This window comes from Arthrobacter sp. GW822-FHT05G07 (assembly GCF_058799755.1).
This window is the reverse complement of the sequence record NZ_JBXALT010000006.1, coordinates 60,485-74,944: the sequence shown is the minus strand read 5'-3', so window position 1 is coordinate 74,944 and position 14,460 is coordinate 60,485. Positions and strand designations below refer to the sequence as shown.

Below are 14,460 nucleotides of genomic sequence, written 5' to 3'. Positions count from 1 at the left end.
CTGACAGCGGTTGGAATTGATGTAGCGTAATGCTTCATGTTGAGGTACGAATTGTCAGACGCAGACCTGGGCGGCGTGCGTTTTGGCATCTCGCCTTTGTGCGAACTTGGACTTTCCTTGAGGGCTATTCGCGATCCCAGCCAGTACCCACTTCAACTACCTTGGTTGCGTCGGACAGAAGAGGCCCGTTCGCGCCTGGACCACGAGGGTTTGCTGGCCCTGGTTGATGACCGATTGTGGACGCCGGACTTCCTGAACCCCCGGCCTGAGTCCCCACTCACCCGGATCGACGACGAGTTCGCGGCATTGGAGCGGATTTCCGCCGAGCAGTTTCATGGTGACCTCATCCGGGTGCACGGCGATGTTCCGGCTGTTTTCGCCGGCCCTGTAGGTCCGGCGATCCGGCGAATGGTCCGTATCCTCCGGGAGTTCTGGGATACCTGTTTCGCCCCGCACTGGCTGCGGATGCGCACCATCCTGGAAGCGGATATCGTCTACCGCGGCCGACAGATTGCGCAGGGCGGCCTGTTCACCATGCTCAACGATTTGTCCGGTGCAGTGGAGTTCGACGGCCGCGTCATTTCCGTGAGACTGAAGAACCCGGCGTCGCGGACCGAAACGACTGACGGTCTGGGGTTGACCCTCGTTCCCACCATGTTCACCCGCAGGGCTTCTGCTCCCGTGAACCACGGCGACCCGCCGCTGCTGATGTACCCGGCCCGGGGCCAAGGTGCCATGTGGGAGACCGAGCGGGTCACGAATCCGGCCGCGATAGTCGCCGTGTTGGGTGAGGTTCGGACCAGCCTGCTCACGGCCCTGGCTGCTCCCGCCTCGTCCACCGAGTTGGGCCTTCGTTTCGGCGTCACAACGTCCGCCGTGAATCAGCATCTCAGAGTGCTCCGAGACGCCGGACTCGTGACCTCAACCCGCTACGGACACAGCGTGCTCTACTTCAGGAGCGAGCTGGGCGCGTCGTTGCTGTTGGGGTGATCGCTGAGGCGGCCCGACGGCGGCAGGCGGGTGCCGCCGTCGTGCGTTCAGTCTTTGCGCAGACTGTATGTGCTGACTACGTTGCCCTTACTGGTGGCGTACTGGTTCTCGAGAACGAGCCGGTGTAGGGGATCGCCGTCTTCGAAAAGTCGTCGCCCGCTGCCGGCCACCACAGGGTGTGTCATCAGGGTGAGCTCGTCGAGGATGCCCGCGAACAGCAGCTGTCGGACCAAGGAGATGCTGCCGCAGACAGCGATTTCGCCGCCTTCCCGCGCCTTCAGGTCGGTGACGAACTGCTCAACATCACCCTCGATCAGGTGCGAGTTCTCCCATTCAAGGGGCTCGGTGAGGGTGCGGGATGCAACGAACTTCTCCACAGGGTTGATGAAGGCGGCAAAGTCGTCGTCTTGCTGCGCGTTCGGCCAATAACCGGCCCATTCCTGGTAGCTGACACGGCCCAACACCACGGTGTCCACCGTGTTGATCATTTTGGTCAGTCCCGCGCCCAGTTCGTCGTCGAAGCTGTCGAACTGGAACTTGAAGGGGTCCTGCACCACGCCGTCCACTGAGTGGAAAAGGCCAGCGGTAACTTTGCGCATCTGTGTCTCCTGTTGGGCGGCGGCGTTGAACGGCGCTGTTAGGCGGCGCGGCTGGTGGTTTGGAGGATGCGAGGCGCAAGGGCCGTCACGTTGCCGAACTCTGCGGGCAGACGGACCGGCACCTCGTGGAGCGCGGCGTACCCTTGGAGTTGATCCAACGCGTCCTCATCAATGGTCGCTTGGGTAAGGTCCATTTCAACTCCGAGGCCACCGCCCAGGCTCTTGGTCCGTTGGACCACGGGGTAGAGCCCCTGGAGGCTCAAAGTGGTCACACGACCGGTCGCTGCGATCTGGATCAGTTCGCCGTCAACGTCGACGCGAACAACTACGGAGAGCTTGTCGCTGGCCAATGTACTGCCTTTCATCCTTGCTGCCACGCTGCAGCGCCCCCCAGCGTATGCGTCGGGTGTGACCTGCGCAACATTGCGACGGCGGAACTGCCGCCAGCGCTGCGGTCACATAGCACGTATTTCTGCGAGGAAACTGTATTCTCTACCGAGAGGCCTCTATCAGGCCATCCATAGCCTGAATATTGGGGGAGAAGTGCGCTCAAATACCGACGCTGGCGTGCCGGAAAAGTCTCGTCAACGTAGGCTTTTGTCCAAGCTGACGGCTGCGCTTGTGGCCGTGCAGTTGATGATGGTCGGGCTCCCTACCCTGCCGGCCCAGGCCGCCACAGTGGCGAGCGAAGCTCCCCAACTCACAGCCGTGGAGTTGGTCTCTGCAGCCCAACTAGCGCCTGGGCAGACTGCGAAGGTGCGATTTACTTTGAGCCAACCGGCTCAAAGTGTCGTATTCAGCTACTACGACGAGTCGCTCTCGGAGACCCGCCAAATCAAGTGGTCGGGGAATCCCGGCCCGGGCGCCTTTACCGCGGATGCCTCGGCGGTCGTTGGCGGTGATGACTACTACGACGGCCTATACAGGTTGTCCTCCATTGACGTGAAATACGAGAAGCCAGGCGTGGATTACCCTTATGTCCGGTTCCTCCGCAATAGCACCTATGAGGCCTTAAACGTAGACGGCGCCGGGGACCCTCGCCTTCAGTCACTGGACTTTGTTATCAAGAACCCGTCTCGTGTCCTGCTTGTACCGCAAAACACCCTTGCGCCTAGCTTTGCAGCCAGGATGGATCTTGACTGGAGTCGGGCGGTTCAAGGAACGATTTCCCCGGGCTCGTGGACCACAGGCGTCAATATCATCAAGGTGCAATGGGTTGTGGACGGCCTGGTTGAGAATTACGGCACCATGGCCTCGACGAAACCCTTCGTTGGTTGGGCATCCTCGCCTAATTACGGGAAGAACCTCAAGCTTCGGATCACCACCATTACGCCCGGTTTCAAATCAGTATCCGCAGAGTCGGTGCCGTACCTGTTCGTTGCCGCCAGCCCCTTCGTTATATCAGGCAAGCCGTGGATCGGTTCCACGTTGAATACCAACTTTGATGTCGCGTCCGTTAAGGGCATTCCCCTCGGCGCGAAACCCAAAGTGGAAGTGCTTTGGCGAACACTTTCGACGTCCTATGCTGGATCACCGGCGGCTCCCGGCGCGAGCTACCTGGTCAAAGACTCAGATGGCGGGGGTTCAATATCGGCTCTAGTCGTCATTTCCCTTGACGGCAAAATTGTTGGTCGTTTCGGCAGTGAATGGACGGCCGAAGTGACTAACCCTGCTCCGTCGCGACAGTTTGAGAGTAGGGGAGTCAGCGACTATTACATGGTTCGAAGTGCTGATGGCAGGCTGTGGGAGTGGGGCCCGTATTTTGGAGCGTTCCCCAGGGAAATCGGAACGGGGTGGAATGTCTTTGACAAGATCTTCTCCCCCGGCGACTTCAACGAGGATGGGTTCCCCGATGTCATGGCCCGGAAACCGTCCGGAGAATTGTGGATGTATCCCACCGACGGACAGTCGTGGTGGAAACCCGCGTCCGTGGTGGGCGTCGGCTGGCAGGGAATGACTGAACTCATTGCTCCCGGCGATTTCGACTCGGATGGCCACGACGACGTCCTGGCGAAGGACCGCGACGGCAGGCTGCTCCTTTACCCCGGCAACGGCAAGGGCGGCTGGTTGGCTCCCCGACAAGTTGGTGCTGGTTGGAATATGTTCAAAAGGGTCTTCTCGCCCGGTGACTTCGACGGAGACTCGCACGCAGACCTCCTCGCCACGAACAGCAGTGGCCAGCTGTTCCTCTATTCCTCAAACGGCAGGGGAGGATGGCTAGGCGCCAAGGTGATCGGCTCCGGTTGGCAGTCCTTCAAAACGATCTATAGCGCAGGAGATAGGGACGGCGACGGCTGGCACGACGTTCTGGGTGTCGATGGCGCGGGGTACATGTACGTCTACCCATTCAAATCGGGTCACTGGAAGCCGCGCTATTTGGTTGGCGCGGACTGGGACGTCTTCACCGCACTGTTCTAAGCAGCGGGCAACTTTGTAGCGAAACGGCAAGTGCCGCCGTCGTACTTCCTGAAAGTACGACGGCGGCACTTGCCGTAAGTGGGCAGGGCCCGTTAAGCGGTTTGGCCGGCGTGCTGGCCCTCGGAGATCTCCTCCACAACCTTGCTGTTGAAGGCGGGGAGGTCGTCCGGAGTGCGGCTGGTAACCAGGCCTTGGTCCACAACGACTTCTTCGTCCGTCCAGTTGGCGCCCGCGTTCTTCAGGTCGGTTTGGAGCGTGTGGTATGAGGTGACGTTGCGGCCCTTGATGACGCCGGCGTCGATGAGGATCCATGGTCCGTGGCAGATGGAAGCCACCGGCTTGTGCTGCTCAAAGAACGCGCGGGTGAAGTTCTGCGCATCCTTGTCGACGCGGAGATGATCGGCGTTGACGACGCCGCCGGGGAGGACCAGCGCGTCGAAGTTGGAGGCATCCGCGTCGGCCACTGCAAGGTCGACGTCGAACGTGTCGCCTTTGTCCACGCCGTTGAATCCTTGGAGTTTTCCCTTGGAGGGGGCCACAAGGGTGGGCTCGCCGCCGGCGTCCTTGACGGCCTGCCACGGGCTGGTGAGCTCCACCTGCTCCACGCCGTCAGTCAGCAGAAATGCGACCTTCTTGCCTGCGATGTTGTGTTCTGACATTGTTCCTCCTCGTTGCGCAGCGGGGTGCTTTTTGGGCGATGCCGCCGCTGTGAGAGTTGTTTGTCTGACCTGTTCCACCCTAGGGAAGGATGCTTTAGTAAGCAAGCTGACTAATTCTGAGTATTCACTGGGAAAGTTGCTTAACTATCGAATAACGATAGAATCTCATTGTTGTTCGATAAAGGAGATTCCCATGGGAAAGCTGACAATCCTCGCGCTGCGGATCGTCATCGCGATGGTGCTCGCTGGCTCGCTGTTCATTCAGCTGTGGATGGTGCCGTTATTCTCGGTCGATCTAGTAGAGGCCGGAGCTCCGGACGGTCCGCGCATTGCGCTGCTGGCCATCGTGGTCCTGGGGATTCTGTGTGTCCAGGCGGTGGCAGTCTGTGTGTGGCGGTTGCTGACAATGGTGCGTCGCGGCACCGTGTTTTCGCATGGGGCTTTCCGTTTCGTGGACATCATCTTCGGGACCATCGCCTTTGCTGCGGTGCTGATGTTCGGTATCGCCGTGATCCTGGCTCCCGGTGAGATAGCGCCAGGCATCGTGATGCTGATCTGCGGGGCAGCGTTGATGATCGGGGGAGTGGCGTTGGTTGTGCTGGTGATGCGGACGTTGCTCGCCCAAGCCGTAGCCCGGGACGCAGAAGCGAAGCATCTCCGGTCCGAGCTCGACGAGGTGATCTGATGCCGATCATCGTGGATATCGACGTCATGCTGGCCAAGCGCAAAATGCCCGTAGGAGTGCTTGCCGAGAAAGTTGGCATCACGCCGGCCAACTTGGCTGTACTCAAGAACGGGCGAGCGAAGGCCGTGAGGTTTACAACGCTCGAAGCGCTGTGCGAGGTGCTGGAGTGTCAGCCAGGTGATCTGCTCCGGTGGGAGTCTGAGGATCGCTGGGATAGCGGAGACCCATCTGCCGGCGAGCTTCGTCCAACTGTTCCATCATCGCAACCGACTCCTCAGGAGTCATGAACGGGCTCTCCGCCAGTCCGGCCTGCAGGCAACGCGTCACCTCGCGCAGTTCGTAGCTGAATCCGTGCCCGGTCACCTCGAATCTTTCCGTTCGCGGCGTGCCGCTGCGTGGCTGGATAATGAGCTCGGCCGGGTTGAACAGGGGAGCAGAGGATCGCAGCCAACCTTCCGCCCCTCCGACCGTCACCATGCTGGGGCATTCTGCGCCGATTGACGTGATGAGCTGGGCATACGCCCCGCCCTGGTAGCTCAGGGTGAGGGAGTTCTGCAGGTCGACCCCGTCAGGAGTCAAGACTCCGCTGGCGAGCATACTCAGGGGTTCACCGAAAACTCCGAGCGCCCACGTCAGCGGATATACGGCGAGGTCCAGCAATGCTCCTCCGCCGGCTGCCGGATCCCAGATCCGCGATGCAGGATCAAAAGCAGGTACGAAGCCGAGGTCAGCCTGGAGCCAGCGCGGCTCGCCGATCTCCCCTGACCGCAAGATCTCGACGGCGCGGCAGAAACTCGGAAGGAACCGGGTCCACACCGCCTCCATCAGAAACAGTCCACGCTCCCGCGCGAGATCAACCAGCTCGCGCGCCTGCACGGCATCCATGGCAATGGGCTTCTCGCACAGGACATGCTTCCCCGCCCTAAGCGCCGCCAGCGCCACTTCGTGATGTTGCGCGTGGGGCGTGGCGACGTAAACGACGTCGACGGCGGTATCGGCGAGCAGCCGCTCGTAGCCCGGCGTCCCTCCGGCGTCCGAATAGGCCGTGGCAAACCCGAACTTCTCGGCAAAGGCGCGGGCCGATGCCTCAGAGCGGGAGCTGACAGCCTGCAAGATGGCGTCGTCGAGGAGCGCCAGGTCCTGCACCACTCGCGCTGCAATGGAGCCGGTGGCCACCACTCCCCAGCGGATGGGGCGACCTGTCGCGACGGAAGGAGCCACGGTGCTGACGGGAGCAGGAAGCATGGAAGAGCCTTTCAGGGCATGGGAACGCTAAACGGAATCGCGGATCACGATCGAGGTAGGCATCCTGGTGACGCGTTCCGCCGGTTTGCCCTCGATCAGGTTCACCAGGGTCTCGGCCATCTTCTTGCCGAGTTCAACAATCGGGTGATGCACTGTGGTGAGGGCAGGCGTCACGGAGGTAGCAAAGGAATCGTCGTCAAAACCGACCACCGCGATGTCCTCCGGGATGCGGAGGCCACGCCCCTGGATGGCGGTATAGGCGCCGGCAGCCATCTGGTCATTCGCTGCGAAGACGGCGTCAAGGGGAACGCCGCGATCCAACAAGCGGCGCATTGCCTGGGCGCCCGATGCCAAGGTGAAGTCGCCCTCCTCCACCAAGCTCTCCCCAAGACCTGCCTCCCGCACAGCGGTCCGCCAACCGGCAAGGCGGTCGAGCCCGGGCGGCATGTCTTGCGGACCTGCAATCGTGGCAACGTTCTTTCGGCCGCTCTCGGTCAAGAGCCGGGTGACATCGTAGGCCGCTTGCTCGTTGGCCACATCCACGTAATAGCTCTCTTTGCCGCCTACCAAGGGACGTCCCGCAAACACCATGGGAAGTGATCCTGAAAGATGCGTCCAGGAGTTGTCACCACTGTGGTGTGAGACCACCAGGACGCCGTCCACGTTGCCTCCGAGCAGGAAGCTGCGGGTTTTCTCGGGCTTCGACTCCGAGGAGATCACCATGTTCAGCGTGTACTCGGTATCCGTGAGATACAGGGCGATGCCTTGAACAACAGAGGCGAAGAAGGGATCCGCGAAGACCTTGGACGTTGACTCCGGAACGATCAGCGTGACGGCATTTGCCCGTCGTTTGGCGAGCGAGCGTGCCGCGCGGTTTGGCGTGTAGTCGAGTGCAAGGATGGCCTTCCTCACGGACTGCGCCATCTCAGGGTCTACGCTCGGGCTGTCATTGACTACACGGGACACAGTGGCCCGCGAGACCCCGGCCAAGGCAGCCACCATCTCAAGGGTGGGTACCGGCCGGGGGCCGCTGGTGTCCTGCGTCATCGTCATCTCCGGAACGTAAGAAAAGTATGCCTTTGAAGGCTACTTTAGGCGTTCACAGTGGCGCTCGCCGATGCCTTGGCTGACGCAATGACCCGGGCGTATGCCAGTCCGCTGTCCTTGACCGTCCGCTCAAAGGTGTCGTAGTCCACGCGAACCACCCCGAAGCGCTTGCCGTATCCCCAGGACCATTCGAAGTTGTCCAGGAGCGACCAAACAAAGTAGCCACGCACATCGGCGCCCTGATCGAGCGCCTCACCCACGGCTGCGATGTGGTCCAGGACGAATTCGGTCCGCTCGGCGTCGTGGACTGCACCGTCAGGACTGACGACGTCCTCGTATGCCGCACCGTTTTCCGTGATGTAGAGCGGCGGCAGCGCTGGGTATTCCTCGCCAAGGCGCACCAGAAGCATCCGAAGTCCATCCGGGTTGACCTCCCAGTTCATGGCCGTGCGTGGCAGGCCGCGGCTGGGGAAGGCGATATCTTCCGAACCGATCCAGCACGACGACGTCGGACGGGTTGCGCCGCCCGAGTGGCCGTCGCCGTGTTCAGCGGTGGGGTGTCCGCTGATGAGGTCATCGTGGTAGTGGTTGACGCCCAGGAAGTCGATGGGAGCCCCGATGATGTCCAGATCGCCGGGCTTGATGACATCCCGAATGCCGAACTGCTCAAGATCATTGAGGGTGTCCTCCGGGTAGGCGCCACGGAGGATTGGATCCAGGAAGATTCTGTTCTGCAGCGAATCGAACCGCCGGGCGGCATCGAGGTCCACAGGATCGGAGGGATCCCGCGGGATGGAGTTGCTGAGATTGAGCGTGATCCCCAGCTGTTGGGCGCCGCGACTCCGCAGCTCGTTGACCACCAAACCGTGGGCGAGGTGCTGGTGATGGATCGCCGCGACGGCTGCTTCCGGTTCCTGGCGGCCAGGGGCGTGGACGCCTGCCGCATAGCCAAGGAGTGATGAGCAGAACGGTTCGTTGAAAGTGGTCCAGTGCTGGACCCGATCACCCAGAGCCGAATAGACGTCGTTCGCGTAGTCGACGAAGCGGTAGGCGATGTCGCGGTTGGCCCAGCCGCCTTTCTCCTCCAGCGCCTGCGGCAGGTCCCAGTGGTAAAGGGTCAACCAAGGGAGGATGCCGGCGTCGAGCAGTTCATCCACCAGCCGCGAGTAAAAGTCCAGGCCCTCCGCGTTCACGGAACGGCCGCCGGGCCGGACACGGGACCAGCTGGTAGAGAACCGGTAGGAATCCAGGCCCAGCTCCTTCATGATCCTGACGTCCTGGGGCATGCGGTGGTAGTGCTGCACCGCGTCCTTCAGCGTCTCACCGTTGGCGATGGCACCCGGAATACGGGCGAAGGCATCCCACACGGAATCTTCCTTGCCGCCTTCGTGGCTGGCACCTTCCACCTGGGCTGCGGCGGTGGCCGAACCCCAGAGGAAGCCCTCGGGCCACACCCTGTTATGAGGTGTGATCGCTGGGTGGGTTGTTGCTTCGAATGGCATTAGCCCTTCACTGCTCCTTGCATGATTCCGGATATGAGTTGGCGTCCCGCTATGACGAAGAGAGCCAACAGGGGAAGTGTTGCCATGACGGCCCCGGCCAGGACGATTGAATAGTCCACGTAGCGGGCCGACTGCAGTTGGCTGAGCGCCGTCTGCAAGGTGGGGTTGCCGGCGTCGAGAACCAGCAGGGGCCACAGGAAATCAGTCCACGCCGTCATGAACGTGAACAGACCGAGGATTGCCATGGCCGGACGTGCGGCCGGGAGTGCCACATGCCAGAACGTTGAGATCATGGACGCTCCATCCATGCGTGCCGACTCGATGAGCTCATCCGGGATCACGTCCACCAGGTACTGCCGCATGAAGAAGACACCGAACGCTGTGACCAGCGTGGGGATGACGACGGCGCCGATCTCACCTGTCCAGCCCAGCGTGCGCATCAGCATGAACAGCGGGATGATGCCGAGCTGCGTGGGGATGGCCATGGTGGCGATGACTGCCACCATCAGCCAGTTGCGGCCACGGAAGCGCAGCTTGGCGAACGCGTACCCGGCCAAGGTGGAGAACCCCACAACAGAGACGGTGATGATGCCTGAAATCAGTACGCTGTTGCCAAGTGCCAGCCAGAACGGGATGGTGTCGAAGACTTCCTCGACGTTGGTCCAGAAGTTGCCGCCCGGGAAAAGTGGCGGCCACGTTTCCCCGAGGGCCTCGTTGGAGCGGCTGCCGATGATGACGGACCACCAGAGCGGGTAGGCCGAGGCCAGGAAGAACGCGAGCAGCAGCCCATAGGTGAGGAAGCCGGGCCGGCGGCCGTTGCCGAAGAGTGCATTCCGTGCGGTCAGGGACCGGGAGGTTCGCTGAGGGGCCGGTGCTTGTGGGCGGTTTTGCGTGAGGGTCATTGCCCGCTCCTCGGGGTTGAGTCTGGTGCGGCGGCCGGTGCCCCTGCCGCTTGGGCGGCGAGGCCGGCGTCGTCAGCTTTTGCGCTCGCGGCCAAAGGGCGCTTCCGACGGCGGCGGCTGGCGGCCCCGCGATCGTCGCCATTGGTGGCGATACGGCGTGAGATCAGCCAGTTCACGATGCCGAAAAGCAGGATGATCAGGAACAGGAGCCAAGCGATAGTGGAGGCTTTGCCGAAGTTCTGCCGCTGGAAGGCCATTTCCCACAGGTAAAGCACGGTGGTCTGGAACTGCCGTGCCGTTCCGCCTGCGGCCACGGGATCGAAGAGCCGGGGCTCAGTGAAGATCTGCAGCCCGCCGATGGTCGCCGTGACAATGACGAACACCATGGTGGGCCGGATGCTCGGGAGGGTGATGCTGAAGAAGCGGCGGACCGAGCCGGCGCCGTCGATCGCTGCGGACTCGTAAATATCGCGCGGCACCGACTGCATTGCCGCCAGGAGGATCAACGCGTTGTAGCCAGTCCAGCGCCAGTTCACCATGGTGGCGATGGCGATGTGGCTGGGAAGAGTGTCGTTCTTCCACATGATGGGGTCGATGCCGAAGCTCGACAGGATGTTGTTGATGAGCCCGTACTGCTCCCCGAACATGTTGGTGAAGATCATGGCCACAGCCACGGGAGTCACGACGTAGGGGAGCAGGATGCTCATGCGCCAAAAGGTCTTGGCGCGGAGATTCTGATCCAGGACCGCGGCAATGATGGTAGCCATGATCAGCTGGGGGATGGTGGAGATCAGGAAGATGCTGACGGTGTTGAACAAGGAGTTCCAGAAGAACCTGTCCTGCAGCACCTCCGCGAAGTTTTGGAATCCTACAAACTCTCCTTGGCCTTTGAGCAGGTGCCAGTCGAAGAGGGAGACGAAGAACGTGTAGCCCAGGGGAAAGAGGCCCACCAAGGCAAACAGGATGAAAAACGGGGCGATATAGAAGTAGGGGGACGCCTTCATATCAAAGACGCTCAAACGTTGGCGGAAGGTCGGTTTCGGTTTACTGGCAGCCGTTCTGCCGGCTGCCGGGCGATTCAATGTGGTGGTCATGGACGGGTCTCAGACTCTGTGAGGGGGCCTCCGGTTTCCCGGAGGCCCCACGGCCGGGTGCTGCTAGTTGTTGACCACGAGGTCGTTGAGGAGCTTGACGGCTTCGTTCCAAGCCTGATCGGCCGTGCCCTTGCCCGAGTCGAGCATCTTGAGGGCGGGACCAAACACGTTCTCCTGGATCACAGAGTCATCCGGACCCTTGAACTGGGCGATGACACCCTCAGCGCGGGACTCAAAGATCGCTCCGTAGGGAGCGTTGTTGAACAGTTCGTTCGGCTTGGCTGCTTCCACGATCTTTGCCTGGGCTTCGAGCGTGCTCGGGAAGTTGTTCGCTGCGGCGGACTGCTTGATCTGCTGCTCCGGTGCGGTCAGCCATGCTGCCAGCTTGGCTGCTTCAGCAGGGTGCTTGGAGCTCTTGGGAACCGAGAGGAAGGCTCCGCCCCAGTTGGAGGCGCCGCCCGGGAACACGTCAGCTACATCCCAGCCGCTTGCTGCCCCGCCGCCGGCGGACTCGAGCTGGCCCTTAATGGTGCCGAGCATCCACGCCGGGCATACGTGTGTTGCAAAGGAACCGTCCACGAAGGCCTTGCCGTTACCCCAGTCGAACTGGGTTTGGTTGGAGGACAGGCCATCGGCGGTGCCTGCAGCGAGCATGTCGAACTTTGCCCGCATCTCCTTGTTGCCCTCGACGTTCAGCTTGCCGTCTTTCGTGTAGTAACCCTCGTCCATCTGGTTGACCATGGAGTTCCAGACGAAGCCGGACTGGTCATACCAGGCCTTGCCGGTGGCCTCTTTGTACTGGCGGCCCAGCTTGAAGTACGTATCCCAGCTGGCGTCCTTGCCGCCGAAGAGCTCGGCCACCTTTTCGCGGTCGCTCGGTAGGCCGGCCGCTTCGAACAGCTTGCCGTTGAAGCACAATGCCTGCGGTCCGATGTCCGTGCCATAGCCGATCACGCGCCCGTTGGGGTCAGTGCCCTGCTTGTACTTCCAGTCCACCCAGTTGCCTTTGATGTCCTCGGCTCCGTGTTCCTTGAGGTCAACGAACTGGTCCGAAACCTCCATGATCGAGCCGAGCCAGCCTTCCTCGATGGCGGTGACGTCGCTCAGGCCAGAGCCGGCGGCGAGCTTGGTGAACGCATCGGTCCTGGCGTTGGAACCGCGGTCGATGTTGGTGGCCTCAATCGTGACGCCGGGGTTCTGCTTCTCATATTCGGCATACAGGTCGTCGTATCCGAACGTGCCGAACGTCGTCACGGTCAGTGTGACGGGGTTGTCGGCGCTCGCCGCCTTGTCGCCTCCGCCGCTGCAGCCCGCGGCCACGAGGGCCAGTGAGGCTACGCCCGCCAGGGCAGTGAATTTCCTTAGTCGCGAAAACTCCACGATCACTCCTTTGTGTGTTCGAGCGACCGTACGCCGATGGCGAGAGAGCGCTCTCTGAGATGTGGGTCCAATGTATGTGCTGCAAGTCACGTACGTCAAGAGAGCGCTCTCTGACGATTACTCTGTGTCTCTAAAAGACCACTCGCGCCGAGGGGTTAGCTCTCGGGGTTATTGGGGGCCCTTTCTGCCGAAAGCTAACCCCTCGACGAGCCGATATCCCACGCTCCTCGGCCCCTTTTCTGCTGCATGGTCTGTTGCCACTGGTGTTAGCGTTCGAGGGTGCATTCTGTTGAATACGGGGCGGGGACCCCAAGTCTGATCATCCACGGGTTCTGCGTTGCTAGAGCGGCGCGCGGCGTTCATGGAGGAAGTGGGAGTGTGACGTTGGATAGTAGGCTGGGCTGAACCACGTGGGGGCGCCGGTTCCTCTCGAACGTCGAAGGAATCGTCGAATGAAATTCTCCATGTCCAGCTGCTCAAGCCTCCCGAAAACTTCAGCCAAACCGCCGACACGAGGGTTCGCCGGCGCTAAAACGGCCGCTGTCCTACTCGCCACCATGCTTCTCGCCGCGTCTGGTGCAACGGCGGCCACCGCCTCCGAAGAATCGCCCATAGTCCAAAACGACCACGCGATGGGATCGACCATTCGTGGTCATGAAAGCGCAGGCCAATTGTTCTCCATTCAGGCCACAGATTCCGCTTCTTCATTACCGGGTGTGCCGGGCATGGATGTCAGTAGCCACCAAGGGGTGGTGGACTGGACCAAGGCTGCAGCAAACGGGGCCAAGTTCGCGTACGTCAAAGCCAGCGAGGGGACCGAATACAGCAACCCATACTTCGCTGACCAATATGCCGGAGCTGCTTCAGCCGGGATGCTGCGCGGCGCCTACCATTTCGCGCTTCCCAACGCATCGTCCGGTGCCGCTCAAGCCAGCTACTTCCTCCAGAGCGGTGCAGCCTGGACGCCGGATGGAAAAACACTGCCTGCCCTGCTGGACCTCGAATATAACCCCTACGGCAGCACTTGCTACGGTATGACCCCTGGCGAGATGGTGTCGTGGGTCTCCGATTTCGCCACCACCATCCTGTCGCGAACCGGCCGCCTTCCTGCCATCTACACCACCACGGACTGGTGGAATACCTGCACGGGTAGGGCCAATGGTTTCGGGAACCACCCTCTGCACGTCGCCAGGTGGGAGTCGACACCCGGGGTGCTGCCAGCTGGTTGGAATGCCTATACCTTGTGGCAGTACTCCGATTCCGGCGTGTTCCCGGGCGATCAGAATGTTTTCAACGGCACAGCCGAGCAGTTGTCGGCCTTCGCCAGCAACCCGGGCCCCATTTTTTCCGACATATCCGGCGGGCAGTTCACCACTGAAGTCAATTGGCTCGGGTCCCGCGGCATTTCAACAGGATGGACCGAGGCCAACGGGGCCAGGACCTACCGACCCTTGGCCCCCGTAGCCCGTGACGCCATGGCCGCCTTCATGTACCGGCTGGCAGGCTCACCCGCCTTCACAGCTCCCGCCAAGTCGCCCTTTACGGACGTAGCCACGACCAACCCGTTCTACAAACAGATCACCTGGCTTGCCAGCAAGGGCATCAGCACCGGGTGGATCGAGCCCACTGGGACCAAGACCTACAGGCCCTTTGAGCCGGTGGCCCGCGACGCCATGGCCGCATTTATGTACAGGCTGGCTGGTTCGCCGGAGTTCAATGCCCCCGCGGAGTCGCCGTTTACGGACGTTGCCACGACCAATCCGTTCTACAAACAGATCACGTGGCTCGCGAGCAGCGGCATCAGTACCGGATGGACCGAAGCCGATGGGACCAAGACGTACAGGCCCTTTGAGCCTGTGGCCCGCGATGCGATGGCCGCGTTCATGAGCCGTTTCGACACCAAGTTCGTGGACCAGTAGGGGCTGCTCGCGGCTTAACG

Annotated in this window: 13 protein-coding genes and 1 pseudogene; 5 read left to right on the top strand and 9 right to left on the bottom strand. The window is 61.5% G+C overall.

The annotated features are described in order from the left end of the window. The first annotated feature begins 36 nt into the window (after positions 1 to 36). Positions 37 to 990, top strand: a complete 954-nt coding sequence (locus tag AC1RJY_RS11405; RefSeq protein ID WP_210065187.1) for an ArsR/SmtB family transcription factor — start codon at positions 37 to 39, stop codon at positions 988 to 990. A 47-nt stretch (positions 991 to 1,037) separates the two neighbouring features. Here AC1RJY_RS11405 and AC1RJY_RS11400 read toward each other — a convergent pair whose 3' ends face one another. Continuing rightward, on the bottom strand, positions 1,038 to 1,589 hold the full coding sequence (locus AC1RJY_RS11400; protein ID WP_011772858.1) for a dihydrofolate reductase family protein: 552 nt from the start codon (positions 1,587 to 1,589) through the stop codon (positions 1,038 to 1,040). 38 nt (positions 1,590 to 1,627) lie between these two features. After that, the gene (locus AC1RJY_RS11395; protein WP_014920328.1) at positions 1,628 to 1,954 is read right to left on the bottom strand and encodes a hypothetical protein; all 327 of its coding nucleotides are present in this window, start codon (positions 1,952 to 1,954) and stop codon (positions 1,628 to 1,630) included. 232 nt (positions 1,955 to 2,186) lie between these two features. Between AC1RJY_RS11395 and AC1RJY_RS11390 the strand changes: the two genes are divergently transcribed. Next, positions 2,187 to 4,007, top strand: coding sequence for an FG-GAP-like repeat-containing protein (locus tag AC1RJY_RS11390; protein ID WP_498602320.1), 1,821 nt, complete (start codon positions 2,187 to 2,189; stop codon positions 4,005 to 4,007). A 92-nt stretch (positions 4,008 to 4,099) separates the two neighbouring features. Here AC1RJY_RS11390 and AC1RJY_RS11385 read toward each other — a convergent pair whose 3' ends face one another. Beyond that, positions 4,100 to 4,666, bottom strand: a complete 567-nt coding sequence (locus AC1RJY_RS11385) for a type 1 glutamine amidotransferase domain-containing protein (protein WP_011772860.1) — start codon at positions 4,664 to 4,666, stop codon at positions 4,100 to 4,102. A 193-nt stretch (positions 4,667 to 4,859) separates the two neighbouring features. Here AC1RJY_RS11385 and AC1RJY_RS11380 point away from each other — a divergent pair, with 193 nt between their 5' ends. After that, positions 4,860 to 5,351, top strand: coding sequence for a DUF2975 domain-containing protein (locus AC1RJY_RS11380; RefSeq protein WP_498602319.1), 492 nt, complete (start codon positions 4,860 to 4,862; stop codon positions 5,349 to 5,351). After that, positions 5,351 to 5,638, top strand: a complete 288-nt coding sequence (locus AC1RJY_RS11375; protein WP_071162400.1) for a helix-turn-helix domain-containing protein — start codon at positions 5,351 to 5,353, stop codon at positions 5,636 to 5,638. The genes AC1RJY_RS11380 and AC1RJY_RS11375 overlap by 1 nt, the downstream gene beginning before the upstream one ends. Before the next feature lie 166 nt (positions 5,639 to 5,804). Here AC1RJY_RS11375 and AC1RJY_RS11370 read toward each other — a convergent pair. The 6 genes and pseudogenes from AC1RJY_RS11370 to AC1RJY_RS11345 all read right to left on the bottom strand — a co-directional run. Further along, positions 5,805 to 6,596, bottom strand: a pseudogene (locus tag AC1RJY_RS11370) (Gfo/Idh/MocA family protein); the annotation flags it as partial. Between the two features lie 27 nt (positions 6,597 to 6,623). Then, positions 6,624 to 7,643 carry a LacI family DNA-binding transcriptional regulator gene (locus tag AC1RJY_RS11365; RefSeq protein ID WP_498602430.1) on the bottom strand — a complete coding sequence of 340 codons (1,020 nt, stop codon included), beginning with the start codon at positions 7,641 to 7,643 and terminating at the stop codon, positions 6,624 to 6,626. Between the two features lie 44 nt (positions 7,644 to 7,687). Then, positions 7,688 to 9,145, bottom strand: a complete 1,458-nt coding sequence (locus AC1RJY_RS11360) for a GH1 family beta-glucosidase (RefSeq protein WP_498602318.1) — start codon at positions 9,143 to 9,145, stop codon at positions 7,688 to 7,690. After that, positions 9,145 to 10,047, bottom strand: a complete 903-nt coding sequence (locus AC1RJY_RS11355) for a carbohydrate ABC transporter permease (protein ID WP_498602317.1) — start codon at positions 10,045 to 10,047, stop codon at positions 9,145 to 9,147. Before AC1RJY_RS11355 ends, AC1RJY_RS11360 begins: the two co-directional genes overlap by 1 nt. After that, entirely contained in the window at positions 10,044 to 11,141 is a 1,098-nt protein-coding gene (locus AC1RJY_RS11350) for a carbohydrate ABC transporter permease (protein ID WP_011772865.1), read from the bottom strand. The genes AC1RJY_RS11355 and AC1RJY_RS11350 overlap by 4 nt, the downstream gene beginning before the upstream one ends. 63 nt (positions 11,142 to 11,204) lie before the next feature. Continuing rightward, complete coding sequence (locus AC1RJY_RS11345) at positions 11,205 to 12,521, bottom strand: ABC transporter substrate-binding protein (protein WP_011772866.1); 1,317 nt, start codon at positions 12,519 to 12,521, stop codon at positions 11,205 to 11,207. 452 nt (positions 12,522 to 12,973) lie between these two features. Between AC1RJY_RS11345 and AC1RJY_RS11340 the strand changes: the two genes are divergently transcribed. Next, on the top strand, positions 12,974 to 14,440 hold the full coding sequence (locus tag AC1RJY_RS11340; protein ID WP_498602316.1) for a GH25 family lysozyme: 1,467 nt from the start codon (positions 12,974 to 12,976) through the stop codon (positions 14,438 to 14,440). Positions 14,441 to 14,460: the final 20 nt, after the last annotated feature.

Excerpts from the sequence above, each read along its gene's own strand:
- AC1RJY_RS11405 (WP_210065187.1), top strand. The coding sequence starts at position 37 with ATGTTGAGGTACGAATTGTCAGACGCAGACCTGGGCGGCGTGCGTTTT.
- AC1RJY_RS11400 (WP_011772858.1), bottom strand. The coding sequence starts at position 1,589 with ATGCGCAAAGTTACCGCTGGCCTTTTCCACTCAGTGGACGGCGTGGTG.
- AC1RJY_RS11395 (WP_014920328.1), bottom strand. The coding sequence starts at position 1,954 with ATGAAAGGCAGTACATTGGCCAGCGACAAGCTCTCCGTAGTTGTTCGC.
- AC1RJY_RS11385 (WP_011772860.1), bottom strand. The coding sequence starts at position 4,666 with ATGTCAGAACACAACATCGCAGGCAAGAAGGTCGCATTTCTGCTGACT.
- AC1RJY_RS11380 (WP_498602319.1), top strand. The coding sequence starts at position 4,860 with ATGGGAAAGCTGACAATCCTCGCGCTGCGGATCGTCATCGCGATGGTG.
- AC1RJY_RS11375 (WP_071162400.1), top strand. The coding sequence starts at position 5,351 with ATGCCGATCATCGTGGATATCGACGTCATGCTGGCCAAGCGCAAAATG.
- AC1RJY_RS11365 (WP_498602430.1), bottom strand. The coding sequence starts at position 7,643 with ATGACGCAGGACACCAGCGGCCCCCGGCCGGTACCCACCCTTGAGATG.
- AC1RJY_RS11360 (WP_498602318.1), bottom strand. The coding sequence starts at position 9,145 with ATGCCATTCGAAGCAACAACCCACCCAGCGATCACACCTCATAACAGG.
- AC1RJY_RS11355 (WP_498602317.1), bottom strand. The coding sequence starts at position 10,047 with ATGACCCTCACGCAAAACCGCCCACAAGCACCGGCCCCTCAGCGAACC.
- AC1RJY_RS11350 (WP_011772865.1), bottom strand. The coding sequence starts at position 11,141 with ATGACCACCACATTGAATCGCCCGGCAGCCGGCAGAACGGCTGCCAGT.
- AC1RJY_RS11340 (WP_498602316.1), top strand. The coding sequence starts at position 12,974 with ATGAAATTCTCCATGTCCAGCTGCTCAAGCCTCCCGAAAACTTCAGCC.